Annotated in this window: 26 protein-coding genes, 1 tRNA gene and 1 pseudogene; 13 read left to right on the forward strand and 15 right to left on the reverse strand. The window is 60.3% G+C overall.

Features of this window, described 5'->3' with window-relative positions:
* Window positions 1-6: 6 nt before the first annotated feature.
* A complete protein-coding gene (xerD, locus tag FMN63_RS09090) occupies window positions 7-930 on the forward strand; it encodes a site-specific tyrosine recombinase XerD (RefSeq protein ID WP_148583641.1) in 924 nt (307 codons plus the stop codon).
* 161 nt (window positions 931-1,091) lie between these two features.
* Window positions 1,092-2,720, forward strand: a complete 1,629-nt coding sequence (locus FMN63_RS09095) for an AMP-binding protein (protein WP_148583642.1) — start codon at window positions 1,092-1,094, stop codon at window positions 2,718-2,720.
* A 10-nt stretch (window positions 2,721-2,730) separates the two neighbouring features.
* Here FMN63_RS09095 and FMN63_RS09100 read toward each other — a convergent pair whose 3' ends face one another.
* The 3 genes from FMN63_RS09100 to FMN63_RS09110 all read right to left on the reverse strand — a co-directional run bounded on the left by FMN63_RS09100 (window position 2,731) and on the right by FMN63_RS09110 (window position 6,098).
* Window positions 2,731-3,849, reverse strand: a complete 1,119-nt coding sequence (locus FMN63_RS09100) for a GNAT family N-acetyltransferase (RefSeq protein WP_148583643.1) — start codon at window positions 3,847-3,849, stop codon at window positions 2,731-2,733.
* On the reverse strand, window positions 3,839-5,260 hold the full coding sequence (locus FMN63_RS09105; RefSeq protein ID WP_209001031.1) for a lipopolysaccharide biosynthesis protein: 1,422 nt from the start codon (window positions 5,258-5,260) through the stop codon (window positions 3,839-3,841). The genes FMN63_RS09100 and FMN63_RS09105 overlap by 11 nt, the downstream gene beginning before the upstream one ends.
* 439 nt (window positions 5,261-5,699) lie before the next feature.
* Complete coding sequence (locus FMN63_RS09110; protein WP_148583644.1) at window positions 5,700-6,098, reverse strand: YchJ family protein; 399 nt, start codon at window positions 6,096-6,098, stop codon at window positions 5,700-5,702.
* A 106-nt stretch (window positions 6,099-6,204) separates the two neighbouring features.
* On the opposite strand from FMN63_RS09110, the gene FMN63_RS09115 reads away from it, so the two are divergent.
* Window positions 6,205-7,176, forward strand: a complete 972-nt coding sequence (locus FMN63_RS09115) for an endonuclease/exonuclease/phosphatase family protein (RefSeq protein WP_148583645.1) — start codon at window positions 6,205-6,207, stop codon at window positions 7,174-7,176.
* Between the two features lie 158 nt (window positions 7,177-7,334).
* Here FMN63_RS09115 and FMN63_RS09120 read toward each other — a convergent pair whose 3' ends face one another.
* The gene (locus tag FMN63_RS09120; protein WP_209001032.1) at window positions 7,335-7,700 is read right to left on the reverse strand and encodes a c-type cytochrome; all 366 of its coding nucleotides are present in this window, start codon (window positions 7,698-7,700) and stop codon (window positions 7,335-7,337) included.
* Window positions 7,701-7,887: 187 nt separating this feature from the next.
* On the opposite strand from FMN63_RS09120, the gene ggt reads away from it, so the two are divergent.
* Complete coding sequence (ggt, locus tag FMN63_RS09125; RefSeq protein WP_148583646.1) at window positions 7,888-9,633, forward strand: gamma-glutamyltransferase; 1,746 nt, start codon at window positions 7,888-7,890, stop codon at window positions 9,631-9,633.
* A gap of 73 nt (window positions 9,634-9,706) precedes the next feature.
* Here the strand turns inward: ggt and FMN63_RS09130 are convergent, their stop codons facing one another.
* From FMN63_RS09130 to FMN63_RS09135, 3 genes and pseudogenes are all read right to left on the reverse strand, one after another.
* A complete protein-coding gene (locus tag FMN63_RS09130) occupies window positions 9,707-10,096 on the reverse strand; it encodes a hypothetical protein (protein WP_286192561.1) in 390 nt (129 codons plus the stop codon).
* Between the two features lie 12 nt (window positions 10,097-10,108).
* Window positions 10,109-10,264 (reverse strand): annotated as a pseudogene (locus tag FMN63_RS29815) (TetR/AcrR family transcriptional regulator); the annotation flags it as partial.
* 1 nt (window position 10,265) lies between these two features.
* Window positions 10,266-10,643, reverse strand: coding sequence for a hypothetical protein (locus tag FMN63_RS09135; protein WP_209001033.1), 378 nt, complete (start codon window positions 10,641-10,643; stop codon window positions 10,266-10,268).
* A gap of 375 nt (window positions 10,644-11,018) precedes the next feature.
* Between FMN63_RS09135 and FMN63_RS09140 the strand changes: the two genes are divergently transcribed.
* Window positions 11,019-11,804, forward strand: a complete 786-nt coding sequence (locus tag FMN63_RS09140; protein ID WP_148583648.1) for a ThuA domain-containing protein — start codon at window positions 11,019-11,021, stop codon at window positions 11,802-11,804.
* A gap of 70 nt (window positions 11,805-11,874) precedes the next feature.
* Window positions 11,875-12,942 carry a Gfo/Idh/MocA family protein gene (locus tag FMN63_RS09145; RefSeq protein ID WP_286192562.1) on the forward strand — a complete coding sequence of 356 codons (1,068 nt, stop codon included), beginning with the start codon at window positions 11,875-11,877 and terminating at the stop codon, window positions 12,940-12,942.
* 174 nt (window positions 12,943-13,116) lie between these two features.
* Here FMN63_RS09145 and FMN63_RS09150 read toward each other — a convergent pair whose 3' ends face one another.
* Window positions 13,117-14,148, reverse strand: a complete 1,032-nt coding sequence (locus tag FMN63_RS09150; protein ID WP_148583649.1) for an urea transporter — start codon at window positions 14,146-14,148, stop codon at window positions 13,117-13,119.
* 434 nt (window positions 14,149-14,582) lie between these two features.
* Window positions 14,583-14,657 (reverse strand) — tRNA-Gly (locus FMN63_RS09155).
* Window positions 14,658-14,673: 16 nt separating this feature from the next.
* On the opposite strand from FMN63_RS09155, the gene FMN63_RS09160 reads away from it, so the two are divergent.
* The 5 genes from FMN63_RS09160 to FMN63_RS09180 all read left to right on the forward strand — a co-directional run bounded on the left by FMN63_RS09160 (window position 14,674) and on the right by FMN63_RS09180 (window position 17,568).
* Entirely contained in the window at window positions 14,674-14,865 is a 192-nt protein-coding gene (locus FMN63_RS09160; protein WP_148583650.1) for a hypothetical protein, read from the forward strand.
* A gap of 36 nt (window positions 14,866-14,901) precedes the next feature.
* A complete protein-coding gene (locus tag FMN63_RS09165; RefSeq protein ID WP_148583651.1) occupies window positions 14,902-15,423 on the forward strand; it encodes a prolyl-tRNA synthetase associated domain-containing protein in 522 nt (173 codons plus the stop codon).
* Window positions 15,424-15,562: 139 nt separating this feature from the next.
* Entirely contained in the window at window positions 15,563-16,573 is a 1,011-nt protein-coding gene (trxA, locus tag FMN63_RS09170; RefSeq protein ID WP_205513929.1) for a thioredoxin, read from the forward strand.
* Window positions 16,574-16,657: 84 nt separating this feature from the next.
* Window positions 16,658-17,335 carry an LON peptidase substrate-binding domain-containing protein gene (locus FMN63_RS09175; RefSeq protein ID WP_148583652.1) on the forward strand — a complete coding sequence of 226 codons (678 nt, stop codon included), beginning with the start codon at window positions 16,658-16,660 and terminating at the stop codon, window positions 17,333-17,335.
* Window positions 17,336-17,376: 41 nt separating this feature from the next.
* Entirely contained in the window at window positions 17,377-17,568 is a 192-nt protein-coding gene (locus FMN63_RS09180) for a Trm112 family protein (RefSeq protein ID WP_148583653.1), read from the forward strand.
* A gap of 164 nt (window positions 17,569-17,732) precedes the next feature.
* Here the strand turns inward: FMN63_RS09180 and FMN63_RS09185 are convergent, their stop codons facing one another.
* On the reverse strand, window positions 17,733-18,029 hold the full coding sequence (locus FMN63_RS09185; protein ID WP_148583654.1) for a YggT family protein: 297 nt from the start codon (window positions 18,027-18,029) through the stop codon (window positions 17,733-17,735).
* 226 nt (window positions 18,030-18,255) lie between these two features.
* On the opposite strand from FMN63_RS09185, the gene FMN63_RS09190 reads away from it, so the two are divergent.
* Window positions 18,256-19,056, forward strand: a complete 801-nt coding sequence (locus tag FMN63_RS09190) for a MipA/OmpV family protein (protein ID WP_148583655.1) — start codon at window positions 18,256-18,258, stop codon at window positions 19,054-19,056.
* A 345-nt stretch (window positions 19,057-19,401) separates the two neighbouring features.
* Here the strand turns inward: FMN63_RS09190 and FMN63_RS09195 are convergent, their stop codons facing one another.
* The 5 genes from FMN63_RS09195 to FMN63_RS09215 form a co-directional block, all read right to left on the reverse strand.
* Window positions 19,402-20,229, reverse strand: a complete 828-nt coding sequence (locus tag FMN63_RS09195) for a pentapeptide repeat-containing protein (RefSeq protein ID WP_148583656.1) — start codon at window positions 20,227-20,229, stop codon at window positions 19,402-19,404.
* A gap of 437 nt (window positions 20,230-20,666) precedes the next feature.
* A complete protein-coding gene (locus FMN63_RS09200) occupies window positions 20,667-21,680 on the reverse strand; it encodes a patatin-like phospholipase family protein (RefSeq protein WP_148583657.1) in 1,014 nt (337 codons plus the stop codon).
* A gap of 72 nt (window positions 21,681-21,752) precedes the next feature.
* The gene (locus FMN63_RS09205) at window positions 21,753-22,535 is read right to left on the reverse strand and encodes a 3-hydroxybutyrate dehydrogenase (RefSeq protein WP_148583658.1); all 783 of its coding nucleotides are present in this window, start codon (window positions 22,533-22,535) and stop codon (window positions 21,753-21,755) included.
* A gap of 195 nt (window positions 22,536-22,730) precedes the next feature.
* A complete protein-coding gene (locus FMN63_RS09210) occupies window positions 22,731-23,618 on the reverse strand; it encodes a 4-hydroxy-3-methylbut-2-en-1-yl diphosphate synthase (RefSeq protein ID WP_148583659.1) in 888 nt (295 codons plus the stop codon).
* Between the two features lie 41 nt (window positions 23,619-23,659).
* Window positions 23,660-24,445, reverse strand: a complete 786-nt coding sequence (locus FMN63_RS09215; protein ID WP_148583660.1) for a hypothetical protein — start codon at window positions 24,443-24,445, stop codon at window positions 23,660-23,662.
* A 221-nt stretch (window positions 24,446-24,666) separates the two neighbouring features.
* Between FMN63_RS09215 and ispG the strand changes: the two genes are divergently transcribed.
* Window positions 24,667-25,926, forward strand: a complete 1,260-nt coding sequence (gene ispG, locus FMN63_RS09220; protein WP_148583661.1) for a flavodoxin-dependent (E)-4-hydroxy-3-methylbut-2-enyl-diphosphate synthase — start codon at window positions 24,667-24,669, stop codon at window positions 25,924-25,926.
* Window positions 25,927-25,934 lie beyond the last annotated feature (8 nt).

Consider the following 25,934-nt stretch of genomic DNA (forward strand, 5'->3'; position numbering starts at 1 on the left):
TACGCAATGGCAACCGGTTTCGATCTTGAAAACTTCCTGGAAATGCTGGCCGCCGAACGCGGTGCGGCGGAAAACACGCTGGCCGGATACCGCCGCGACCTGGAGGACTTCTCTGGCTTTCTCGGGCGCAAACCCCTCGCGTCTGCGCAATCCGAAGACATTTCGGCCTACATGGGCAATCTCAACCGGCGCGGGTTCGCCGAAACCTCGCAGGCAAGACGTCTGTCCGCGCTGAAGCAGTTCTACAAGTTCCTTTACGCGGAAGGCACGCGGGAAGACGATCCGACGCGCACCCTGTCTGCCCCGAAAAAACGCGCGAGCCTGCCAAAGGTGTTGTCGATGGAAGATGTCGACAAGCTGATAGAGACCGCGCGGACGGAAACCGAAAAGCCCCAGAAAAGCGCCGCGGCGCGTTTGCGCACGCAGCGCATGTACACGCTGATAGAGGTCCTTTATGCCACCGGCCTGCGCGTTTCGGAACTGGTTGCCCTGCCGGTCACCGCAGCCCTCAGAGATGCGCGCCTGATCGAAATCAAGGGCAAGGGAGGCAAGGAGCGCCTGGTGCCGCTGTCGCGTGCCGCGCAAGTCGCCATGAAGGATTATGTCGGTTTGCGCGCTGCCGAAGGTGCTTACGAAAAAAGCCCCTGGCTGTTTCCCTCTCACGGCGACAGCGGACACCTGACCCGCCAGCATTTCGCGCGCGAGCTGAAAGACCTTGCCATCGCCGCCGGGCTCGATGCCGGCAAGATTTCTCCTCACGTTCTGCGTCACGCCTTCGCCTCTCACCTTTTGCAGAACGGTGCCGATCTTAGAGTGGTGCAGCAGTTGCTGGGCCATGCCGACATTTCCACGACGCAGATCTACACCCATGTTCTGGACGAACGCCTGCGCGAACTGGTCGAAAGCGCCCATCCGCTCGCGAAGAAATGACTGCCCGGCAACTTCCCCAAAATGCTCTGAATTGGCGGAAATCCGGTTATTGAGACTAGGGGCCGGACCCCGATTTTCGTCGAAGACGTCGACTCTATTGCACTGCAGCAATGGCCACCCTAAACTCCGCTGCTTAAAATTGATGCACCGGACGCTCTGACATGCTGCAGCCAACCTCCAACTACGACGCGCTGAAAGAAACGTTCCGCTGGCCTCGGCCCGCGCAGTACAACATGGCCGCAGCCGTCAGCGACCAGTGGGCCACGCAGGACCCCGGCCGTCTTGCTATCCGTCAGGTTCTTGAAGACGGCTCGCACCGGGACTGGAGCCACCTTGCCCTGAACCGGGCGGCCAACCGCTTTGCCAACGCCCTGGAGGGCCTTGGCCTGAACCGCGGCGACCGAGTCGCCCTGCTGCTTCCGCAGATCCCCGAAACCGCCATCGCGCATCTGGCGGCCTATAAGTCCGGCGCAATCGCCGTGCCTTTGGCGGCCCTGTTTGGACTGGAGGCGCTGCGCTACAGGCTCGCCGACTCCGGTGCGCGTGTGCTGGTGACCGATTCCGCAGGTCTGGCAAAGCTTGCCGACATCCGGTCCGACCTTCCCGGTCTCGATCTGGTGATCTCCGTCGACGGCCCGCAAAGCGGTGTGTTCGGCTTTGACGACCTTTTGGAAAAGGCCTCCGACGATTACCAGACCCTTGCGACCAGCCCCGACGACCCGGCGCTGATGATCTATACCTCCGGGACCACCGGACAGCCCAAAGGCGTGCTGCATGGTCACCGGGTACTGCTCGGCCATTTGCCCGGCATCGAGCTTTCGCAGAATTTCCTTGGCCGAGACGGCGACTTGCTATGGACCCCCGCCGACTGGGCCTGGGCCGGCGGCTTGCTGAACGCACTGTTTCCAGCCCTGTCGCTGGGCGTGCCGGTGGTCTGCAACGCGTCGCGCAAGTTCGACCCGGAGTTCGCTTTCCGTCTTCTGGAACAACAGAAGATCCGCAACGCCTTCATTCCGCCAACGGCCTTGAAAATGCTGCGGTCCGTTGAAAATCCATCCAAGCGCTTCAACCTGGTCTGGCGCAGCGTTGGCTCCGCCGGAGAAGCCCTCGGCAAGGAAACCTACGATTGGTTCGCTGCGGAATTCGGCTTCAAGGTCAATGAATTCTACGGCCAGACCGAATGCAATGCCGTTCTCGGCTCCGTAGCCGCCCTTGGCGTCAGCCGGTCAGGCGCCACCGGCAAGGCAACGCCCGGCCATCAGGTTGCGATCATTGACGATGAAGGCCGTGAGCTGCCGGCAGAAACCCTCGGCCAGATCGCCATCCGGCGACCCGATCCGGTCATGTTCCTTGAATACTGGAACAAACCGGAGGCAACACGGGAGAAGTTCATCGGCGACTGGATGATCACCGGCGATCAGGGCCTGATGGACGAGGATGGCTATATCCATTTCGTTGGCCGCGACGACGACATCATCACCTCGGCCAGCTACCGGATCGGCCCGGGCGAGATCGAGGATTGCCTGTTGAAACACCCCGCCATCGCGCTTGCTGCTGCCGTCGGCAAACCGGATAAGCTGCGCACGGAAATCGTCAAGGCCTTCATTGTCCTGAAACCGGGCACCGAAAAAGGCTCGGCTCTGGAAAACGACATCCGCACCTTTGTCCGCAAACACCTGTCGGCACATGAATATCCGCGGGAGATCGAATTCGTCACCTCCCTGCCCCTGACCACCACCGGCAAGATCATTCGCAGGAAATTGCGGGATCTGGAAAGCGTGGAGGGCTAGGCGGGGAAGGCTAGGAGCTCACTCGCGCTCTAACGGCCCTTGCGGCCCTGCGCAGGGTTTGTTCAAGCCGGAGATCCGTCTTGCAGAGCACCCGTTTGAGACCGTCGGCATAGAGCAGCGTACCGGTCTCCAGCCGGCCGCGCCACAGCGGCTCGATCATCGAATGTCCCGGGATGGCAAGGGAATCCGCCACCCTGAACCCCGGAATTGCAAGATTTGTCTTCAGGGCCTGCAGCGCGAGCTGGGCTCCGGGCGAATACCGCGCGAACGCCTCGTCAAAGCCGATTTTCCAGGCAAACACCTTGCCTGACTGCAAGAACAGCACCAGAGCGGCAACCAGCGTCTCACCCGACCAGAGCTGATCGATCCGCACCGCGTTTCGCCCTGCCAGATTGGCAATGGCGGTGCGGGCAAAGTCCGCCGTCTCTGGCTGACTGACGAGCGCGGTTCCCGACCGGCCTTTCCAACCGGAAGCTTCAAGTTCCAGAAACGCCTCGAACCCGGCGACGGCGTCCGGTCCGGACAAGCTGCGGAACGTGGTCTTGCCATGGTCCCCCAGCCGCCGCATCAGCCGTCGCATTTCCTTGCGCCGTTTGCCGCTGTCGGCCTCCGCAAGCTGCGCCTTGCCCGTGGCGCCACCGTTATGGCTCGCTCGGAAGGATTTTGCGAGAACCGACCTTTTTCCGGGCCCCGCCGCCTTCAACCGGACGGCCGATTGCGAATGCAGCGGCAAATACGGAATCGCGAGCGCGTGTCCCGGCTCCCTGGCAGCACTGAGGAAAGCGGTAACAGCATCAGCACTCGCCTCCGGATGGATCAGCGGAGTGCCGAGCGGTGCATAGTCCGTCGCCCAGGTGGTGTTGACCGGTACGGCCAATCCGAATCGCCGGCGGCCGATGGGGGCCGCCACCAGCCAGCGACCAGCCGGCTGTTCGCGCACCACGAGAAGCCGCACGGGCCGTTTGTCCATCTTTTCCAGAAACGGACAGAGAAAATCCGGACCGAAAAACGGGTTCGGGCTGAGGGCAGCCGCGCAAAGCGTCTGCCAGTCGTCCAGCGGCACCTCGGCACTTAATGGATCAAGGGACAAAACCTCAAACGGCACGGAAGGCGGGGTATTACTGGTCAACCTGACGGTCCCTGGAAAAAAGCAATGGCAAAACGAACGTCGTGATATTGAGCTTCCGTTTTGCCACAACCGCAAGGGCGGTGGCTTCAAAAAGGATCGCAATGCTTGTGGCAACGGCCGCACCGGCAAGGCCGAGCAGCGGAATCAGAATGAGATTGAGGATGACATTGAGGAAAAACGTTCCGGCATAAATGCCGGCGCAGGTTTTCTGGTGCCCGGTCATCGTCAACAGCGCATCGGCTGGTCCGACGGATGCCCGCGCCAGCACGCCGATCATCAACAGGGCGATCAACTCGTAGCCGCTTTCAAAGTCGCTGCCGAACAGGGCCAGCAGCAGGGGCGCAATCAAAAGCAGGCCCGCCCCCGCGGCCACTGACGGACAGAAGGTCCAAAGGGTCGCTTGCCGCATGTAACCGGCAAGCCCCGAAAGATCCTCGTTGTGAGTGAAGCTGGAAATGCGATGGGCCGAAGCCGCCCGCACGGCAAAATAAACGAAATGCACCAGGGCCAGCGTTTTGGACGCAGCGAAATAGACCGCGACCTCGTCCGGATGCTGAAAGAAGCTGACCATGATCACGTCGGCGCTGGTAATCAGCTGCAGGAAACCGTCGACCATCAGCATCGGCATGGACACCGCCAGCCAGGACCCGAACTCGGTCTGTCGCGGCCCCCGCGGAACGCAAGGAGACAGCCGCCGGCGCAGATGAAGAAACTGGTATAGCGCGACCAGGACGGTGGCCGCCACGGCCACCACGGCAGCCGTCAGCGCGTCGGGCTGAAACCCCGCCAGCACAGCGCAAACCAGCAGAAACAGGATGGCCAGCGGCCGCCAGATATAGGTGGGCAGCATCGCCAGCGATGACCAGTCGTAACTGCGGGCGATCCCGTCCTGCACCAGGCCGAATGCGAAAAAGGGCAATGCCAGCAGAACGACGGTCAACGGCTGGAAATAGGACGGATCGAGGAACGACCGGAACAGGGCAACGCAACCGATGCCGATGACCGCTGCCGCGCCGCCCAGTAAGAACGCCATTTGACGGCTGGTGTGCAGGAACCCACGCAGGCGCGCCATGTCACCGTTTTGCTGATACTGCGGGATGAACCGGCTGGCAGAGGTGGAAAACCCGCCGCATGCCATCACGCCCAGAATGATCACGAAGGTCCAGGCGACCGAATAAAGACCGTAGTCATGCGCCCCCAACAGGCGGGCAAGCACGATTTGCGACAGATAGGCGAGAGCCGCACCAGCGATCCGTACGGCGAAGGTCGACACCGCCATCCGGCCTGCCGCATGCCGGTCGCTTCCGTCACCCTTCAGGAAATCCAGGACCTGGTCAGCCCCTTGCCCCAATCCCAGCGACGAGGCGGCGCATTGCAAACGCTTGGTCCAGGAATTGGCCGAAAAACGCACTGATGGGTCCCTTATGAGTAGTCTTCCGTATTTGTGACATGACTGGCTTAATAATCTATGGCAATCGTTCAAACGCAGCCGGTCAGGTTTCACAGATGTGTGATAACGTCCTGGAGGCTGACGGCGCATTGATTTTCCCTCATCGTGGCAAGCACCTTCTTGCACCCCTACCTGCCTATTGGTCGATTCCCTGCTTGACGCTGGGCCAGTGAATCATGCTAAAAAGAACAAACAGAGAACGAGAGTCGATTCGACCCTGTCGACTGCCCTCCGGCTGCCTCTTGCCGTGGGCCTTCCCGATCTCCTTGTTGCGGATGTTGAGGGCTGCCTCCCCTTCTATCCGCAAATTGGTCCGGTCCCTGCCCCCGCCGCCAATCGCAGGGACCGGACGATTTTTTCATGAGCAACAATCGTAACAACCCGCCAGAAAGCCAAACACCTATTCCGGCACGGCTTCCACATAGTACCAGCGTCCGACTTTCTTGCGGAAGCGGCTCAGTTCCCGGTGTGTGTGAAGCTGGCCCGCGGACAGGTATTTCGCCTCGAAAAGCACGGTGCCGTCCCGATCGGCCGGGCCGCCCTTGTCGGTGGCCAACACGCTGAGACCCGTCCAGTGGCTTTCCGCCGCCCAGCGAGCGGTGCCTTGCGCATCGAATCCAGGCTGATACTTCGGCCAGAGCGTTTCCTTCAGATAAGGAATGAGTTGCTGGCTATAGGCACTGTAGCGCGAGCGCATGAGCGCCTCCGCGGTTTCCGGCACAGCCTTGCCGGAAAGATAGGGCTCGCAGCACAGATCGAAATCTTTGCCGCTGCCACAGGGGCATGCCTCGCCGCTCATTTGCCTCTCCCCTCTGGACGGACCATTCTTGAACCAGCGCTCTCTACCACTTGATCCGTCGTGCCGCTATGGTTTCACTCATGCGTCCAAGCTGCGGGTCTTCGGAATGAAACTTGCCACCTTCAACATGGAATCTTTCGGCGCGGACCGGCATGACCCGGATGCCCTGACGCCGCGGCTGGACGCACTTCGGCCCAAAATCCTGGAACTTGGAGCCGACATCCTGTGCCTGCAGGAGGTCAACGCCCAGAAGATAAGAGGCAAGACCGCACGGCAATTCCAGGCGCTGGATCTGCTCCTGAAAGGAACGCCCTATGAGAACTTTCACCGGGCGACCAGCGAACGCCCTTCCGGAAAAGGCCCCGGTGACCGTCACAACCTGGTGGTACTCTCGCGATTTCCGATAACCGGGTTCTCCAGCCTCTATCAGGACCATGCCCACCCACCCCAGTGGCACCCCAAAAGCGCCGAGCCAGCCTACGATAGCCCGCAAACAATCCTGTTCGACCGCCCTGTCCTGCAGGTGGAAATCGATATCGGTACCGGGCGGCCCCTCCATGTCTTCTGCGTTCACCTGCGCGCGCCGATTGCGGCCATGATCCGTGGAGGCAAGAAGAAGGACCGGACGTGGAAATCGGTCTCCGCTTGGGCGGAAGGCTACCAGCTATCCGTCCTGAAACAGACCGCCCAGGCACTGGAACTGCGACTTGCCGTGGAAAGCCTGTTCGATGCAAACGAGAACAGCCACATCGTGCTGGCGGGGGATTTCAACGCAACCGGTGAAACAGGAACACTCAGGCTGCTGCGCGCCGACCCGGACGACACCGGTTCGCCAAAGCTTGACGGGCGCCGCCTCTATCAGCTCGACGCCTCACTACCAGCGGAACGACGCCAGACCGTCATTCACAAGGGCAGGGGCCTGGCGCTGGACCACATTCTCGCCAGCGCCTCCATGGCCCACCGGACGATTGACCTGAAAGTGTTCAACGTCGGCCTGCCCGATGAAGTCTTCGATGCGGATGAAGAGGCCTATGCCGGCTCCTTCCACGCCGCCATGCTCGCAGAGTTCGAGCTTTAAAGCGCGGACTGGCTGGAAATTCTCAGTCCGGAAAACCCGATACCAAAACAAAGACCCTGACAATCCCGCTCCCTCATCCTGAGGAAGCGCAAACGCGCTGTCTCGAAGGATGGCCGCGCACTCCAATAACGACGCTTCGTCTGTCGAATCGACCCGCCTCAGGGTGCCAGGGACGTGATGTAGCTGGCGAGATTTGCGATCTCGATGTTGCCGAGCGTCATGTTCGGCATTTGTGGATGAGGATTGGCGAGGAAAGTCGCGAGTTTTTCCTCAGACCAGCTCGTGTCCTTCGCCATGTCGTAAAAGCTGGGCAGAGACGCGCTGGAGGCCCGGTCCTGATCCTCGGAGACAAGATGGCAGGCAGAGCACCATTGCAGGGCCAGCGCTTTGCCGGCGGCGGCATCCCCCGCCTCGGCAGCCCCGGCACCGGACAGGACAACGGCACACACAAGGGCGGCTCCGCCCAGGAACACTCGAACTCTTGCAGGAAAAGGCCGCGTCGAAATCGCAATTGCGTTGCTCATGGATCCTCCTTCAACCAGTCGCGAGCTGGGCTCTTGCAGCTTGCCGCGTTCAGACTGCAGCCTATCTGATCATCTGGCTTTGCGCTGAATCAAGAACGACTTAAAGTTGCTCGAAAGACCGCCACGCCCGCTGCGCGATCTGCTTACCACCTGCAAGCTCCCGCCATTCCGGCGACCGGAGGACCCCATGAAACACTGTCTCAAATCCAGCTTTGCCGCCGTTTCCCTGGCAGCTGCGCTCGTTGCCGGCCTCGCGGCACCCCTTGCGGCGCAGGAAACGCCGATCTACTCGCTGAAAGACCGGTTCCAGCCGGAAACGGCGCAAAACGGCATGGTTGCCAGCCAGGAGGCCGTCGCAACCCGCATCGGTGTCGACATCCTGAAAAAAGGCGGCAACGCAGTCGATGCCGCCATTGCCACCGGCTTCGCGCTGGCGGTCACGCTGCCCCGGGCCGGCAATCTGGGCGGCGGTGGCTTCATGATGATCCACCTTTCCGACAGCGGTGAAACCGAAGCGCTCGACTATCGGGAAAAAGCACCGGACGCTGCCTTCAAGGACATGTTTCTGGGAGACGATGGCGAGCCGGACAATCAGAAGTCCCGCTTCTCCGGACTTGCCGTTGGGGTTCCGGGCACAGTTGCCGGTTTTGCCGCGGCCTTTGAAAAACACGGCAGCGGCAAGCTGACCTGGGCCGAGCTCGTGGCTCCTGCGATCGATCTTGCCGAAAACGGCATCGAAGTGACACCGGATCTTGCCGCCTCGCTGACCGCCTCCGCAAAGCGGCTTCTCAAGGACCCGGCAACCGCCGCAACCTTCTACAAGACCGGCGGCCTGCCGTTCGTACCAGGCGATACACTCAAGCAGCCCGACCTTGCCAACACATTGAAACGCATCGCCGACAGCGGCGCGGCAGGCTTTTACACCGGTGAAGTTGCCGAAAAAATCGCGCAGAAGGTGCAGGCCTCCGGCGGCGGCATGACCACGGAAGATCTGGCCGGTTACAAACCCATCTGGCGGGAGCCCGTCACGGGCAGCTATCGCGGCTATGAAATCGCATCGATGCCACCGCCGTCTTCCGGCGGCGTCCATATCGTGCAGATCCTCAACATGCTGGAAAACTTTCCGCTGGCCGAATATGGCCCGAACTCCGCCGACAGCATCCACGTGATGGCCGAATCCATGCGCCGCGCCTATGCAGACCGCTCCAAGTATCTGGGCGATCCGGATTTCGTCGAGGTTCCGGTGAAAGGCCTGACCGATCCGGCCTACGCGGCAGAACTGGTCAAGACCATCAAGATGGACGCGGCCACACCCTCTGTAGAGGTGAAGCCGGGTGACCCTTTCCCCTATGAAAGCAACCAGACCACGCATTTCTCCGTCGTCGACAAGGATGGCAATGCCGTCTCCAACACCTACACGCTGAACTTTTCCTACGGCGTTGGCCTCACCGCCGACGGCACCGGCGTGCTGCTCAACAACGAGCTGGACGACTTTTCCGCGAAGCCCGGCGTCCCCAACGCCTACGGCCTCGTCGGCGGCACGGCAAACGCGGTCGAGGGCGGCAAGCGGCCGCTGTCTTCCATGAGCCCGACACTGGTGTTCAAGGACGGCGACCTGTTGCTGGCAACGGGTTCTCCGGGCGGCAGCCGCATCATCACCACCACGTTGCAGATCATCCTCAACGTCGTTGACCACGGCATGAACATTGCCGAGGCAACCGCCGCCCCGCGCATCCACAATCAATGGCTGCCGGATGAGATCCGCATCGAGGAAGGGCTTTCGCCGGACACCATCCGCCTTCTGGAAGAGCGCGGACACAAGGTGGAAGTCAAGAACGCCATGGGCTCGACCCAGTCGATCATGCTCGTTGACGGCGTGCTGGCCGGGGCCTCCGACCCGCGCCGCCCAGGCGCTCTGGCCGCCGGATACTAGGACACCGCATCCCCGCAAATCTGCCCCGGGCCTCTTCGAGCGTCCGGGGCTTTTTCATGCACGAGTTCCAGATTTACGTTTCGGATCCCGCAACCGTCGCCATTGCAACAAGCTGCGCGAACCGCCGGTCGAGGGCGGCGCGGTCTTCCGCCGGCATGTCCGGCCAAACGATCTGGCTGCCGACAAAAGCGGCGTATTCGATTTTTGCAACATCCGCTGCAAGCGCTGGCGCGAGCCCTCCGATTTCGTAAAGCTGGGCGATGAAACCGGTCCGCAGGTCGTCAACATCCCGGACAATCTCCTGCGCCTGCCGATCTGACTGCGCGAATCGGCGCACGGCCCGCTCCAGCCGGTGGTCCAGACCGTTGGCAAGGTCAGACAGTTTGCGGGTGCGCAATGCACTTTCTTCGGCCAGGGTCTGATCGACAAGGTTCAGCGTGTGCCGCTGTTTCCAGGCAAGCATCAAGGCTTCCACAAAGGCACCGTGATCCTTGAAGTGATGATAGAATGAACCGCGGGTACGACCGGCCGCAGAACAAAGCGCCTCGATGGTCAGTCCCGCAGGCCCGTCCTTCGCAAGCTGCGTCAGGCCGAGATCAAGCCAGTCCGATTTTCCGAAACGCTTCTTCAGGTCAGCTCACTCCACCCAGAACACCCAGCACGACAATCGGCAGAAACAGCCAGCCCTGCGGCATCTGGCTGTATTTCTGCTTCTTCAGCGGCGGCACCGCAAGGCCCAGCAGACAGAAAGACGCGGTCAAGGCCGTGGCCACCCAGCCAAGGTCGAGGCTTTCGGGCCGTGTTCCCGCAAGGACGAACATGACCGCGATCATCGCCAGGACAATCGTGACGATGTGCCAGCAGTAGTAAGCGACATATTTCGGCACCGGATGCAGATCCGCCGCATTCAGCAGCGGCACGGCAATCGTGCGCCCCCCCGCGAATGTGTGGATCAGGCAGACGGCAGCAGACAGACCCGCAGCCGCCAACAGGAGACCATTCATTTCCATGCCCACCTCCATAACAAACCATAACATATGGTATGTTTTCATAAGTGGGCATGACGAGAAATGCGGCGGTGCGTCACAGCCGGGACGGTCTGGCCTAACGGATGCGTTGGTGTCTGGTGCGGCTTTTTAACGGCGTGTGGTTTTCGCCGGGTGGCCTTTTGCCCGGAAGACCCAGCAGCAATTCTCTGGTTCTCCCGCGCCGGTTTGGAGCCCTCGATGCGAACTGTGATCGAATATTACAGCCCGTCCGATTGACAGCATAAAACCCTGATGCTAGCGCTATCCAAAGCGCTTTGGAGGATCTTTCAGGGAAAGCGCTTCAGTTCTGAATTTGCCAACAATTCTGCCAACATCTGAACAACGGGAGAGGCTGACATGCCGATCAGAGCCGTGGTCTGGGGCGAAAACGTCCATGAACAGCACAACAAGATCGTCGCGGGTGTTTATCCGGACGGCATGCACCAGTGCATCGCCGATACGCTGAATACCGATCCCGAAATCAACGCCACCACGGCAACTCTTCAGGAGCCCGAACACGGCCTGACGAAGGAACGCCTTGCCGAAACGGACGTGCTGCTTTGGTGGGGTCACGCCGCCCATGGCGACGTTGCCGACGAGGTGGTCGAGCGGGTCTGCGACGCTGTCTGGTCCGGCATGGGCATGGTGTTTCTGCATTCGGCCCACTTCGCCAAGCCGTTCAAGAGGTTGATGGGCGGTCCGTGCAACCTCACCTGGCGCGAGGCCGGGGAACGCGAGCGCCTTTGGGTGACCAGCCGCAACCACGCGATCACCACTGGCCTACCGGACAGCTTCGAGCTGGAAATGGAAGAAATGTATGGCGAGCCCTTTGGCGTGCCGGAGCCGCTGGAAACGGTCTTCATCAGCTGGTTCCAGGGCGGTGAGGTGTTCCGCTCGGGCCTGACCTACAAGCGTGGCGCCGGCAATGTCTTCTACTTCCGCCCGGGTCACGAGACCTATCCGACCTATCACAATGAACATGTGCAGACGGTGCTGAAGAACGGCGTCAAATGGGCGTTCAACCCGATGGCCCGAATCGCCGATCCGAACGCCGCCCCCAATGTGCCGGTGGAATCAGCGCCTGAAAAGATCGAGGAGCGTGGCCCCAAGCTTCACGCTGAAGGTGAAGAAGGCTTCCGCTGATCCGAATGCCCTTCCGGACCGGCAGCTTTTGGCCGGTCCGGCCTATCCCCAAACGCTGAGGAAGATCCCCGTGACCTCTGCTACAACTCCTCTCCGGATCCTGATTGTCGGAACCGGCAACATGGCGCGTACCCACGCGGATGCCTTTTCGAAAATCGACGGCGTTGAAATCGTCGGCGGTGTCGACAGCCGCCCGGACGTTCTCACCCAATTCTGTGACACCTTTGCCATTCCGAACCGCTTCGCGACGCTGGACGAGGCAATCGCCTGGGGCGGCTTTGACGCTGCAGCCAACGTGACGCCGGATGCTGCGCACCATCCGACCACGATGGCCCTGATGAAGGCGGGCAAGCACGTTCTGTGTGAAAAGCCGCTGGCGACCAATGCTGCCGACGCCCGCGAAATGGCGGATCTGGCCCGCGCGCAGAACCTGATCGGCATGGTCAACCTCAGCTATCGCAATGTCGCCGTGCTACAGAAGGCAGCCGAGCTGGTCGCCGAAGGCACCATCGGCACCCTTCGCCATTTCGAGGCTTCCTATCTGCAAAGCTGGCTGACCCAGCCGGCCTGGGGAGACTGGAAAACCGAAAGCCAGTGGCTTTGGCGCCTGTCGAGTGCACATGGCTCCAAGGGCGTTCTCGGCGATGTGGGCATCCATATCCTCGACTTCGTCATCTTCGCCGCTGGCAGCCCGGTGAGCGAACTTTCCTGCCGGCTGAAGACTTTCGACAAGGCCGAGGGCGGCAAGATCGGCGAATACACGCTGGACGCCAACGACAGCGCCACCTTGCAGGCGGAACTGGAAAACGGCGCGCTCGGCACAATCAGCGCCACAAGGTTCGCCTCCGGCCATCTCAACGACCTGCGTCTGCGTCTTTATGGCGAAAAGGGCGGCCTGGAAGTGCGTTTCGAAAAGGGCATCGAAGGCCTGCGCATCTGCAAGGGCGAAGATCTCCCCTCCGCCAAATGGACCGACATCGAGGTTGGCCCCGTGCCGACTGTCTACCAGCGCTTTGCCGCCGCGATCCTGACCGGAGCCCCGGCAGACCCAGACTTCGAACACGGCGCCCGGCTTCAGGTCGCCCTCGACCTCGCCGAACGCTCACATGCGGAAAACGGCTGTTTTCTTAAAGTTTGAGTGAGACATGTGAATAGTGAGCGGAGCAACTCTGCTCCGCTCGCTCGACAGCCCTTCCACCGTCATCCCGGACGCAGCGAAGCGAAGATCCGGGATCGGAGAGCCCCTGATCTGGCAGTCTCGAGGAACGGGAAAGCCTCTCTGGCTCACAGGGTGTCTGAGCCGTCCACCCGCTCACCCTTCCCGCAACGCCTTAATATAACGCCTGCGGTTGGCCTCCGGCGTAACCGCATCTGCCGGCGCAACCGGAACAAGCACCGCAAATCCGTTGACGCCGATCAGCATCAGCCAGGTCACGATGACAAAGGTCGAGGTCAGCACCGGCATGCCGATGGGCTCCAGAAAGATCGCGACGGACGCCCAGAGCCAGGTCGACACGACAACGCCAAACAGTGTGTAGAGCGCGGAGGCTGGCGTCAGCACCAGGAAGAAGCCCCCGAGCGCGATCGCCGTCAGGGCCGCGTTGTAGCCGAACAGGCCATCACTGATCGCCCCTTCCGGCGCGCCGTAAACAACGGCGACAAAGGCCGCCACATTGGCTCCGAGCAGTGCCATGAGCGCGCTGATGCGCGAGTTCACCGCAATGCCGAGCACGATCAGATACCCGCTGATCCAGTTGTCCTGAAAGAAGATCTGGCCGATGGCATTGCCAATGCCCTTGTACCAGGTTGCCAGAGTGTACTGGACTGTCCCGTCATATTGGGTGGGCGACACGGGTTTCGCCAGCGGGCCGGCATCGATGCTGTGGAACTTCAGAACGGCAAACAGGAACAGCCAGCCGACCAGCACGAACGGCATTGTCAGTGGCGCGACCCTGTGCGGACCAAGCAGGTTTGCAAGACTGGTGAACACCATCGCCGTCATGGCGCAACCGAAGGCGATATAGACCGTCAGATAGGCGGTCGGCACAGCGCCATAGTGAAAGTCCTCACTGGTATACGCAATCAATGCCAGCGCGACGAGTGCCCCGTTGAAACCGAACAGGCCATCGCGGATCAGCCCCTTGTCCGCCTTCAGAAGAACTGCCGTCGCAGTTGAAACCACCACGCCGAAGACAGCAATGGCACCGTAGATCGGCGAATTGAAGAAAAGCGCGCCCAGGATAATCAGCCCCGAGACCGGGTTGTTCTGAAACACAACCTGCCCGACGCCCCGCAGACACCAGTCGGCAAACCCGAACACCGGCTGATCCTTCAATGCGTTCATGCCTTTCCCCCAACTACAATCGGCATGAGAGGACGGTAACACGGCCCGACAAGAGGCGCGGCACTATTGAATGCGGTGAGATGTTTTTTGGGCAACAGCCCCGAAAAGCCAGACGCGCAATACGGGCTCAGCTTTTTCGCGCCGGCAGCCATTGGGGCTGCAGCGGAACCGGAAGGCACCGCTGCAGCCAAGTTGGGTACTTGAGGCATGGCAAAAGACGAAGGCCACCGGTTGAAGGCGCCTCCGTATCACGCACCCCGACATTACTCCCGAGCCCCCTGCAACTTCGTTCCGGTTGGGAGGCGGGTTTGTTTCAATGTTTAGGTGAAACTCGAAATATTGGCGGTCAAGCGCGGCAAACCGTCGATCCTGAAACCAAAACAAAAAAACCAGCATTCTTTCGAATGCTGGTTGATCGGACCATTCGGTCAAATTGGAGCGGGCGATGGGATTCGAACCCACGACCCCAACCTTGGCAAGGTTGTGCTCTACCCCTGAGCTACGCCCGCATAGCGTCCCTAGTCCGTGGCGGTGACCGCCTCGGCGTCGGTGGCGCAGTATATGAACTATGCTGAGACGGATTGCAACACCGAAATTGAAGAATTTTTGCTGGCCTTCCATTTGTGGATTTCCTATGAAATCAGCGCCGGAAAATCGCAGATTTCTGCCGCTTTTTCTACTCCCCTCCTCTTGTGGCCGGTAGCCAAATCGCGCTAGACAGCGCAAAAGCTCTCAAATTTCTCAGGAAAACACATGCCGGCGACACGCGACGACCTACTGGCCTTTTTCGAGGAACTCGGGATCCCCGTCACGACCGTGGATCACGAGCCCGTCTTTACCGTTGCAGAGTCCGGCGACCTGCATGAACGCATTCCCGGTGGCCACACCAAGAACCTGTTCGTGAAGGACAAGAAGGGGCGGCTGTTCCTGATCGTCGCCCTGCATGATGCGGAAATCGACCTGAAGAAAGCGCACCAGATCATCGGTGCCCAGGGGCGTGTGTCTTTCGGCAACGCGGATCTTCTGATGGAAGTGCTTGGCGTGGAACCGGGCTCGGTGACGCCTTTCTCGCTGATCAACGACCGCGAAGCCCAAAGGGTCACGCCCGTCTTCGACGCGGCGATGATGCAGCATGAGGTTCTGAATTATCATCCGCTGAAGAACAACGCGACCACGTCGATCTCCTCGGCCGATCTTCTGAAATTCGCGTCTGCTTGCGGCCACACGGCACAGGTTCTGGCAGTCAGTGAGGAAGCCAAGGCGGCGGGGCTTTAGCCGCCCGCACTTATCGGCAGGGAAAGGCGTTTGTATTTCGCGCCCACTGGCTCCATGTTATGGACCAACTCAACCATTCAACGGCATTCACTTTGAGCCGGAATGCCTCAGGCACCGGCGGGACATTTCGAGGCGACACATGAGCAACGGCAATTACAGCATCGGTGGCCAGGTCGGCGGCGGCTTTGGCGCAAGTATGGGCGGCGGTTACGGCGGTCCGGGTGGCGGAAGCATGGGCGGTGGCAACATGGGCGGCGGCAATGGCGGCGATGCCCCAGCCGGTGATCTCATCTTCGACGTTACCACGCAAACGTTCATGGCCGACGTCATGGAAGCATCCCGCCAGCAGACGGTTCTGGTGGATTTCTGGGCGCCATGGTGCGGGCCGTGCAAGCAGCTGACACCGGTCATCGAAGCCGCGGTGAAGGCCGCAGGCGGCCGCGTCAAACTGGCCAAGATGAACATTGACGACCATCCGGAAATTGCCGGCCAGATGGGCATCCAGTCGATCCCCGCCGTGGTCGCCTTCAAGGACGGACAGCCTGTGGACGGCTTCATGGGCGCGCAGACGGAAAGCCAGGTCCAGGAATTTATCGAACGCGTTGCCGGCCCTGCCCCGGTCAGCCAGACCGAAACCTTCCTGGAGCAGGCAGCTGATCTTCTGGTGGCCAAGGATTACGGCCAGGCCGCACAGCTTTTCGGCGCCGTGATGCAGATGGAGCCGGACAATGTGACCGCAATTGCCGGTCTCGCGCAGTGCTATCTGGGCGCCGATGACCTGGAACGTGCCAAGCAGGCACTGGAACTGGTGCCGGAAGAAAAGCACACCGAAGAAGCCTATGTCGCGGCCAAGACGGCAGTGGAACTTGCCGAACAGGCGGCGTCGCTGGGCGACCTTGCGGAGCTGCAGGACCGGATCGCAAAGGATCCGCTCGATCTGCAGGCCCGGTTCGACCTTGCGCTTGGCCTCAATGGCAAGGGCGACAAGGAAGGCGCTGTCGACCAGCTGATCGAGATTGTTCGCCGGGATCGCGAGTGGAATGAAGACGGTGCGCGCAAGCAGCTTCTGCAGTTCTTCGAAGCCTGGGGATTCAAGGATCCGGCCAGCGCCTATGGCCGGCGCAAGCTTTCCTCCGTTCTGTTTTCTTGACGACCGCAACAACTGACACACATTTAGGAAACAGCACGAAGCTGGCAGTCATGCGGCGATAAAGACGAAAAAGAAGGCACCGGAATGCAGGCGGGAAATGCGATTTATGAAACCATAGCGGATCTGCCGCCAATCCTGCCCGTGTTTCCGCTGCCAGGAGCGCTGCTGTTGCCGCGCACCCAGTTGCCACTGAACATTTTCGAACCGCGCTACATCGACATGGTGGATGCTGCATTGGCCGGCAACCGCCTGATCGGAATGGTGCAACCATCTCCCGACCGCCCGTCGGACGATCCGGATAATCCGCCCCTTGCCAGCATCGGCTGCGTTGGCCGGCTGACCAGTTTCCAGGAAACCGGAGACGGCCGCTATCTGATCACCTTGCAGGGCATCACAAGGTTTGCCCTTGGCCGGGAGGTCGAGGACTTCAGCAAGTTCCGCCAGATCGAGTGTGATTTTTCCGCCTTTGCGCATGACCTGAAATGCGGCCAGGGCGAGGAAGATGTCGACCGGACAGGCCTGCTCAGAACCCTGCGCGAATATCTGGACGCCAACAATCTGGAAGCCGACTGGCAGAGCGTGTCGGAAGCCGAAACGGAAGTGCTGGTGAACGCGCTGTGCATGATGTGCCCTTACGGCCCGCAGGAAAAACAGGCCCTGCTGGAAGCTCGCGATCTGAAGACCCGTGCGGAAACCCTGATCGCCATCACCGAGATGGACCTTGCCCGCACACAAAATGACGGCGGCACCACGTTGCAGTGAGTGGACTGATCTTGGCGCCTCAACCTGAAAGACACCCGGACATGACTGAACCGACCGAACGCCCGGTGGACCGCAAGCTGCTGGAACTGCTGGTGTGCCCCGTGACCAAGACCACGCTCGAATATGACGCGGACGCCAAGGAACTGATCTCGCGCACCGCCAAGCTTGCCTACCCGATCCGCAATGGCATCCCGATCATGCTGCCCGACGAGGCGCGCAAGCTGGAAGACTGAAACGCCTGAACAGCAAAAAGCCCGGGCGGCCGACCCGGGCTTTGAACAATAAGCGCCGACTTTCCGTCACCGGACGCGGGCGCATCCGGTATGTCCATCTGGCAAAAGCGGAACATGTGGCTGGACGCCCGGACGAAATGCCCGGGCTCTGCACAACTGACCCGTCAATAGCCCCGGAACATCGGCAGGATGTTCAGGATGATCAACTGGCGGACGAAAATGATCAGAAGCAGCAGGATCACCGGGGAAATATCGACACCGCCGAGATCCGGCAGGAACCGCCGGATCGGCCTGAGCGCCGGCTCCGTCAGGTTGTAGAGAACCCGCCCGATGGAATTGATGATCTGGTTGCTCGAATTGACGATATTGAAGGCATAGAGCCACGAGAAGATCGCGCTGGCGATGATCACATAGGTGTAAAGTTCCAGGGCGAGCAGTATCACGTTGAAGAGTGCGGTCATGGTCCGGTCCGTTGCCGTTCAAAATCTGGTCTGCCCTCATGTAGCTTCCCGACAGCCCCGCCGCAAGACGCCAGCGTTCCCGACGTTTGATTGTGCTTAAGCTTTGCCCCCGCGATCGGGCGATGCGGAAATGCAACAGTCCGGCAAAACCCATTCTCCTTAGGGTTTGTATAAGCACTTCTCGTGCTATCTTCCTGGTAATGGAATTCCTTTACTGGTGGGTTGAATGTTCAAGTTGATGACGCGCGCTACGCTGGCGCTGGCTCTTAGCGCTGTGTCCGGGGCCGCTCTGGCGCAAAGCGGTGACTTGTCCGAAGAGGACGCAAACCGCCAGTTCGTGGTTGATCTTGGCGCTGGCGCCATTGTCAAGCCGCGGTACGAAGCTGCGGACTCCTACCTGGTCTATCCTTTCCCGATCATCGCCGTCGGTCGCTTCTACTTCCCGGGTCTTGGCCAGGTTGTCGACGGCCGCCGCAAGTCCGGTGTGTTCTTCTACCCGTCTTTCAACTTCATCGGCGAGCGCAAGGCCAGCGACAGCACCGACCTGACCGGCACCAACACCATCGACTGGGCACTTGAACTCGGCCTCGGGGGCGGTTTCCGCACCGAGCACTTCCGGGCTTTCGCAGAGTTGCGTCAGGGCATCAACGGGCACACAGGCCAGGTTGGTCAGCTTGGGCTCGACGGCATCGTCTATCCTGCTGAAAAGTGGGAAATCAGTGCTGGTCCGCGCGCAAGCTTTGCCTCGGACGAATACATGGACACCTATTTCGGCGTGACTTCCACCGAAGCAGCCAACAGTGGCGGACGCCTGACGAAATTCAATCCGAGCGCGGGTTTCAAGAGCGTCGGCCTGGCGGCACGTGCCAGCTACGATTTCAGCGACGACATTCGCCTGCACCTGCAAGGTGGCTATGACCGGCTTATCGGCGATGCAGCGGACAGCCCGATTGCCAAGAACGGCAGTGAAAACCAGTTCAGCATCGGCGCTGGTGTTACCTATCGCTTCGCTTTCGACCTGTTCTAGAAGCATATCGCCAAGAGCGGCGCCGGTTGCCGGCTCTTCGCCAGATGACACGCGTCGACAACGTGAAGACACCTGTCACCTGAAGGCATTGCCCCCCCCAAGGGAACCATCCCAGGCACGTTCTGGTATGACTTGAGCTGCTGCTGCCCCTGACGGGACAGCAGCAGTTTTCGTTTGACCGGAAGGTTCAACCGCCGACGGAAGAATGCAGACGCGAAGGAATTGCCACAGGATCGACACCAGATGAGCCGCCTCGCGCACAGGCGCGTCATTGCAGGATGACGCCGGACGGGCAAGGGCAGCACAGGATCGAAAGACCCTGTCTACCCATCCGTTCCTGAGGACTTACCAGGCGCAGGGAACGAGTGTGATGCCACGCGGCAACTTCGTGGTGTCGTCACCACAGGCGCCCAGAATGCGCTTCGGATCAAGATTGTAGGCGCCGGACAGATCGGCACCGGCAAGACGCGTACGTCGCAGCAGAGCTCCGTCGAAATTGACGCCTTCCAGGTTAGCGCCCGTCAGATCTGAACTGACCAGACGCACACCGGAAAAATCCGCTCCTGAAAAATTCGCATTGTGAGCCTTGATCCTGTCGAGCTTGGCCTGGCGCATGCGGGCGCCCTGGAAGTTCGCCCCGCTCATGTCGACGCGCTCCAGGTTCGCGTCGTCCATCTTGGCACCCTTGAAGGAGGCATTGTTCGCCATCGATCGGGTCAACAGGACATTGCGCATGTCTGCGCCGTCAAAAATGGCTCCATTCGCCTCGACCGTGTTCAGATCCCCGTCCCGGAGGTCCGCATCCTGAAAATTCGCCTTGTTCAGATTGGATTTTTCAAGATCGACAGATCGCATGTTGGAACCGGTGAAATCACTGCCGGAGAAATCGGCCCGTTCGGCTTCCGTCCGACGAAAATCGGAATTCGTGAAATTCGCGTCCGGCAGCATCGCTTCCTTCAGATCGACTTCCCGCAGATTGACACCGGCGAAATTTCCATTTTGAAGCACCAGTCCGCGAAGTTCCGCCAGTTCGAGATCGCAACGGGGGCAACCGCCCTTTTCCTTGATCTCGGCCATGCGCGCTGCATCGCTTCCGGCTTGCACGCCATTGGACGCCAGCAGAACCATTGCGCCGACGCACCCTGCAAGAACCCGGGTCACCCTGTTTTTCATCGCAAATCCCTTTGCCAATCTCATCTAAACATAGGTCGCACTTCTGGCGGTTGAAGGACTGTATCCGATCACAAGGTTGAAAAAATGAGAAAAGTCGGAAGATCCACGTCACATCGATGCGATGCTGTGACGCGTGTGAGCTTTTGGAAGGTCATGAAAAAAAGGGAGGGAAGAAGCAGGCGGGGTCGCAGATGCCCACTCCTTCCATCCATCTAGGCGCTGACGACGCACTACCTGACAATCAGCGTATGGTGCACATCGCAAAAGCCTTGCCAATTTGCTTTCACGGCGTTTCAAACCAGATCTGCCCCTGGCTGGAGCTGTCGGCACAAGATGCTGAATATGTTTAGGCTTTGTTGACAACTTCTGCATTGCATTTTGCAACGCCACTTGCGAACACGGCTAACAGATAGTTAAGAAACCCAGGAGCCTGCCCGTCAGGAAATCTCTCCCTTGACGTCAATCGTCGAGCGTTTGCCGATATCGTCATAGTGCCGCTCGAGCCATTCCTGTGCGGTCTTGCGCCCAAGTTCCTTCAGGTCGGTCAGGAACGCCCATTCGGCATTCATTTTCGACGAGGCTTGAAGCGGCTTCAGTTCACCGGCGGAAATCCGGTGCATTTTCACCTTCATGTATTCTTCGCCGGACAGCTTACCTTCCTCGACCAGACGCGTGACGAAATCGATCGCCCTGAGCTCGCGAAGCAGCGTGGAATTGAACGTGATCTCGTTGAGCCGATTAACGATCTCCCGCGCTGTCTTGGGCACGTTGCGCCGTTCGATGGGGTTGATCTGAATGAGCATCACATCCGGTGTATCCGTGCCGTAAAACAGCGGATAGAGAGGCGGATTGCCCATGTATCCACCATCCCAATAGGGCTCCCCATCGATTTCCACTGCCTGAAACACCTGCGGCAGGCAGGCCGAGGCCATCACCGCGTCCAGGGTGACTTCCTTTTCGCTGAACACGCGGATCTTGCCGGTAAAGACATTTGTCGCCGCAACGAAGATCTTCATGTGCTCGCATTCATTGACCCGGTCGAAATCGACCGTCTTTTCCACGACATCGCGTAGTGGATTGGCGTTGAGCGGGTTGAATTCGTAAGGCGACGCAAAACGCGTCAACACGTCGAAGAAGAGATAGCTGGGCGAATGATCCAGGCTCCATTCTCCCAGGAAAACATCCAGAGGCGACCGCTGGATCGGGCTGTATTTGGCCTGCTTGCTGACTTCGTACCAGAAAGCTTCCAGGCTCTCACGCGCACCGTCTTCACCGCCCTCCTGCATACCACTGGCAAGGACAACCGCATTCATCGCGCCGGCGGAAGTACCGCTGATGGCGTCGATCTTCAACCGCCGATCTTCCAGAAACCAGTCCAGAACGCCCCAGGTGAAGGCGCCATGCGCACCGCCACCTTGAAGGGCAAGATTGATCTTCTTCGGCGCGGCCATGGCGGCTCCTCCATTTTGGGGATTTGGCGAAACTCGCGGGCGGACGACAGCCCGCGCCGCGAGAAGCGCGGGTCAGTGCGCGGTCCAGCCGCCATCGATGGGCAGGATGGATCCGGTGATCGACGCGGCGGCGTCAGAGCACAGGAACACTGCATAGGCAGCCACCTGCTCGATGGTCACGAACTCCTTGGTTGGCTGAGCGGCGAGCATGACATCGTTCTTGACCTGCTCTTCGGTCATGTTGCGCGCCTTCATCGTGTCGGGTATCTGCGCCTCCACCAGAGGGGTCCAGACATACCCCGGGCAGATGGCGTTGACCGTGATACCCTGCTGCGCCACTTCCAGCGCCACTGTTTTGGTGAGGCCGGCAATGCCGTGCTTGGCCGCCACATAAGCGGACTTGTAGGGCGAAGCGACAAGCGCGTGGGCGGAAGCGGTGTTGACGATCCGGCCCCAGCCTCTGGACTTCATGCCCGGCAGCGCGGCCCGAATGGTGTGGAAGGCGGACGTCAGATTGATCGCGATGATCGCGTCCCATTTTTCAATCGGGAATTCATCGACCGGCGACACGAACTGGATACCCGCATTGTTGACCAGGATATCAACCCCGCCGAATTCCTTTTCCGCATCGGCGATCATGCCGGCGATCTCGTCGCCCTTCAGCATGTTCGCCGGCGAATAGGTGCAACGCACCCCGAAGTCGGCCTCAATGGCGGCACGGGTCTTCTCGATCTCGTCCTGATCGCCCAACCCGTTGATAACGACATTGGCGCCCTTTTCCGCAAAAGCGCGTGCATAGCCCAGACCGATGCCTGAAGTGGATCCGGTAATGACGGCGGTTTTGTTGGCAAGCATTTGGGGTCTCCCTTGATCGGCGGACCACCAGCCGGAACGGCCCGGTCTTCCGCAAACGGATCTTTGAAAAGCGGAGAGGCCTCATTCATTCCACGGGATGGAAGGAGGCATCCGTACTGAAATTTCAGGAACACATTCGACCAGTTATCGCCGCACCGCAACATCGGAATGATGATTTTTCACCTGGCCGGATCATCAGCGCCTGTTCATGCGCTGCGCTCCGGCCAGCGCCTTGCGCGCCCGTTCCCGCGCGGCGTCCCTCTGTGCTTCAGCCCTGGAAAGATCTTCCTGTTTGAGACCGAGCTGCGAGGCAAAGCGTTCGCGGATCAGGCCGTAGAAAGTCGCGTGCAGACTGGCGAATGCCCACACCAGGATCAGCATGGTGCCCATCGGAAAGACCGCCGAACGGATCTGCTGCCACAGCACGCTGGCAGGCATCAACCCATCGCTCACCCCGAGCACGACCGCCAGGATACCAACCAGGAACCCCGCGAGCAGGCTCATCACCAGCGCCGCAAAGGCCATCGCCCAGCCAAGCCCGGATGTTGTCCGCCAGCTTTCCCTGAGCGTCAGCGGATCGTCCACCGCCGCTGCCGGCAGCACTACGGAAAACCGTTGCACCACCATCAACGCAATGAACGGTGCCAGAAAAAGGAGCAGCAAGCCGAGGCCCGCCGTTACCGCGGCCAATAGCAGCGAAACGATCACAAGCGGCAGCAGCGACAGAGCCCCGATCAGCGCAAGTATGATCATGTTGAAAATGACACGGATGTTGCGCGCCCCGAAGGTGACCGGAAAATCCCGCGCGTCGATCAGAATGCGCCGGACATAGGCAATGGCGATGGAAAAGCCGACAAGCAGATTGGCGATGGCTGCCAGCGCCCTGAGCGCGCCCTCATCTGCCGCGGCGACCGGCTCGGTCATGTAGGAAACGGTCTTGAAGCCGCTTTCCGGCATCAGCGATCCGCCAATGGCGAAATTCAGGGCGACCAGAAGCAGGATATAGGCCCAGCCGGTTTTCAGAAGCGTCCCGAAATTGTGCTGCGCCAACGATAGCGAACGTTCCAGAACGGTGAAAAACATGATCTGCCCCGGTTGGTTGCGACCAGCGAAGGATACGCGATTCAGACCTGGGCACCAGCCCCTTCAGGCCGCTCCATCGCGATCCGGTACCCTGCCGTCAGGATCGAGATTCCCAGCACGGTAACGATGATCTGCACCAGCACGTTGAGCACGAGGATCTTCATCTGGATGAGGGCCGCCGGCAGGCCGCCGGACAGAAGACCAAGAAGATACTGCAGCCCCTCGCCAACGGCGACAAAAGGCAGGATCAGGATAAGCGCAGCCAGGAACATCGGCATGCCGAGGCCTTTTCCGAACTGAAGCATCTGACTGAAGCCGAGCGGTCGCTCAACGGCAACGGCCGGCAGACTGAGGTTCAGACGGAACAGGAACGGGGCGAGAATGAAAATCGCGACGATCCACAGCATCACCGTCAGGACGTTGCTTTTGAACAGGCTCGACAGCACGCCGATCACCAGTGCGGCAGGCAGCACGACAACGACGGCGGCAAGCGAGAGCAGAAGCATTTGCCCGATGAAGCGGAACTCGACCGCTCCGACGCGAAAGTGCAGTGGCCCGGGTCGCTCGTTCAACAGACCGAACCGGTGCCAGGCGACCGAAATGGAAGCGGACGACAGCAGCGCAATCAGCATGGAGGTCAGAAGCAGCAGGACCGTCGTTCCGGAAATATCTTCCGGCGCAGTCGCCGCGTCGATGTTCGCGCCATTCGCCAGAATGAGAAGAGAGAGCACGAATTGCAGAAGAAACCAGCCGCCACACACCTTGAACACGGTTTCCAGATTACCAAACACAATGGAAACCGAGTCCGACAGCAACCGTTTCAACATGCAGTACCCTCCGAAAAAGCCGGTCGGCGAAGTGGACCGCCGCTGTGAAGCTCATAGCGGGCTGAAATCCATGTGGCAATGTCCGCATGACGAAGGATCGACCTGTCTTCGCTTCGCACTACCATTGCCCTTTTTTGCCGCACACCCTAATCATGCGCTGGAAAGTCGGCCCCAGTTCCCTCATATGAGGGGCAAACGCTCAAAACCTGTTGGTTCCTGTGATGATCGATGATTTCGCGAAAGCCCTGCCCCGCCGCTCCTCCGTCGGTGTGAAGGTCGGCGATGTGATGGTCGGCGGCGATGCGCCCATCGTGGTGCAATCCATGACCAATACCGACACGGCGGATGCCGATGCCACCGTTGCACAGGTGGCGGCCCTTGCCCGCGCCGGATCTGAAATCGTCCGCATCACCGTGGACCGCGCGGAAGCCGCCGTCCAGGTGCCGCGGATCAAGGAACGGCTGGAACGGATCGGCATCACGGTGCCGCTGGTCGGTGACTTCCACTACATCGGCCACAAGCTGCTGACCGACTATCCCGATTGCGCCGCAGCCCTCGACAAGTACCGCATCAACCCGGGCAACGTCGGCTTCAAGGCCAAGCGCGACACGCAATTCTCGCAGATCATCGACATCGCGCAGAAATACGACAAGGCCGTCCGGATCGGCGTCAACTGGGGTTCGCTCGACCAGGAGCTCCTGACGAAGCTGATGGACGAGAATGCCGAAAGTGCAAATCCGGTGTCGGCAGCGGCCGTCATGCGCGAAGCGATCATCCAGTCCGGGCTCCTGTCGGCCGAGCGCGCCGAGGGCCTTGGCATGGGCCGCGACAAGATCATCCTCTCGGCCAAGGTCAGCCAGGTGCAGGACCTGATCGCCGTTTATGCCGATCTCGCCCGCCGTTGCGACTACGCCCTGCATCTGGGGCTGACCGAGGCCGGCATGGGCACCAAGGGTATCGTTTCCTCCGCCGCGTCCATGGGTATCCTTTTGCAGCAGGGCATCGGCGACACCATCCGCGTGTCGCTGACGCCGGAACCGGGCGGTGACCGCACCCGCGAGGTGCAGGTGGCACAGGAGCTGTTGCAGGTGATGGGCTTCCGCGCCTTCGTGCCGGTGGTGGCCGCCTGCCCCGGCTGTGGCCGCACCACGTCCACGGTCTTCCAGGAACTGGCCCAGGACATCCAGGGCCATATCCGCGATTCCATGCCCAAGTGGCGCGAGCAGTATCCGGGTGTTGAAAGCCTCAACGTCGCCGTGATGGGCTGCATCGTCAATGGCCCGGGCGAATCCAAACATGCCGATATCGGCATTTCCCTTCCCGGCACCGGAGAGACCCCCTCCGCCCCCGTTTTCATCGACGGCGAGAAGGTCATGACCCTGCGCGGCCCCGGCATTGCCGACGAGTTCAAGCAGATGGTTCTGGACTATATCGAAAAGCGCTACGGCACCGGCAGCAAGTCGTCCTCCGACGCTGCCTGACCCCAGAA

The organism is Stappia sp. BW2 (assembly GCF_008107695.1).
Taxonomy (GTDB): Bacteria; Pseudomonadota; Alphaproteobacteria; order Rhizobiales; family Stappiaceae; genus Roseibium.

Excerpts from the sequence above, each read along its gene's own strand:
- xerD (WP_148583641.1), top strand. The coding sequence starts at position 7 with ATGGCAACCGGTTTCGATCTTGAAAACTTCCTGGAAATGCTGGCCGCC.
- FMN63_RS09095 (WP_148583642.1), top strand. The coding sequence starts at position 1,092 with ATGCTGCAGCCAACCTCCAACTACGACGCGCTGAAAGAAACGTTCCGC.
- FMN63_RS09110 (WP_148583644.1), bottom strand. The coding sequence starts at position 6,098 with ATGAGCGGCGAGGCATGCCCCTGTGGCAGCGGCAAAGATTTCGATCTG.
- FMN63_RS09115 (WP_148583645.1), top strand. The coding sequence starts at position 6,205 with ATGAAACTTGCCACCTTCAACATGGAATCTTTCGGCGCGGACCGGCAT.
- FMN63_RS09120 (WP_209001032.1), bottom strand. The coding sequence starts at position 7,700 with ATGAGCAACGCAATTGCGATTTCGACGCGGCCTTTTCCTGCAAGAGTT.
- ggt (WP_148583646.1), top strand. The coding sequence starts at position 7,888 with ATGAAACACTGTCTCAAATCCAGCTTTGCCGCCGTTTCCCTGGCAGCT.
- FMN63_RS09130 (WP_286192561.1), bottom strand. The coding sequence starts at position 10,096 with ATGCTTGCCTGGAAACAGCGGCACACGCTGAACCTTGTCGATCAGACC.
- FMN63_RS09135 (WP_209001033.1), bottom strand. The coding sequence starts at position 10,643 with ATGGAAATGAATGGTCTCCTGTTGGCGGCTGCGGGTCTGTCTGCTGCC.
- FMN63_RS09140 (WP_148583648.1), top strand. The coding sequence starts at position 11,019 with ATGCCGATCAGAGCCGTGGTCTGGGGCGAAAACGTCCATGAACAGCAC.
- FMN63_RS09150 (WP_148583649.1), bottom strand. The coding sequence starts at position 14,148 with ATGAACGCATTGAAGGATCAGCCGGTGTTCGGGTTTGCCGACTGGTGT.
- FMN63_RS09165 (WP_148583651.1), top strand. The coding sequence starts at position 14,902 with ATGCCGGCGACACGCGACGACCTACTGGCCTTTTTCGAGGAACTCGGG.
- trxA (WP_205513929.1), top strand. The coding sequence starts at position 15,563 with ATGAGCAACGGCAATTACAGCATCGGTGGCCAGGTCGGCGGCGGCTTT.
- FMN63_RS09175 (WP_148583652.1), top strand. The coding sequence starts at position 16,658 with ATGCAGGCGGGAAATGCGATTTATGAAACCATAGCGGATCTGCCGCCA.
- FMN63_RS09180 (WP_148583653.1), top strand. The coding sequence starts at position 17,377 with ATGACTGAACCGACCGAACGCCCGGTGGACCGCAAGCTGCTGGAACTG.
- FMN63_RS09185 (WP_148583654.1), bottom strand. The coding sequence starts at position 18,029 with ATGACCGCACTCTTCAACGTGATACTGCTCGCCCTGGAACTTTACACC.
- FMN63_RS09190 (WP_148583655.1), top strand. The coding sequence starts at position 18,256 with ATGTTCAAGTTGATGACGCGCGCTACGCTGGCGCTGGCTCTTAGCGCT.
- FMN63_RS09195 (WP_148583656.1), bottom strand. The coding sequence starts at position 20,229 with ATGAAAAACAGGGTGACCCGGGTTCTTGCAGGGTGCGTCGGCGCAATG.
- FMN63_RS09200 (WP_148583657.1), bottom strand. The coding sequence starts at position 21,680 with ATGGCCGCGCCGAAGAAGATCAATCTTGCCCTTCAAGGTGGCGGTGCG.
- FMN63_RS09205 (WP_148583658.1), bottom strand. The coding sequence starts at position 22,535 with ATGCTTGCCAACAAAACCGCCGTCATTACCGGATCCACTTCAGGCATC.
- FMN63_RS09210 (WP_148583659.1), bottom strand. The coding sequence starts at position 23,618 with ATGTTTTTCACCGTTCTGGAACGTTCGCTATCGTTGGCGCAGCACAAT.
- FMN63_RS09215 (WP_148583660.1), bottom strand. The coding sequence starts at position 24,445 with ATGTTGAAACGGTTGCTGTCGGACTCGGTTTCCATTGTGTTTGGTAAT.
- ispG (WP_148583661.1), top strand. The coding sequence starts at position 24,667 with ATGATCGATGATTTCGCGAAAGCCCTGCCCCGCCGCTCCTCCGTCGGT.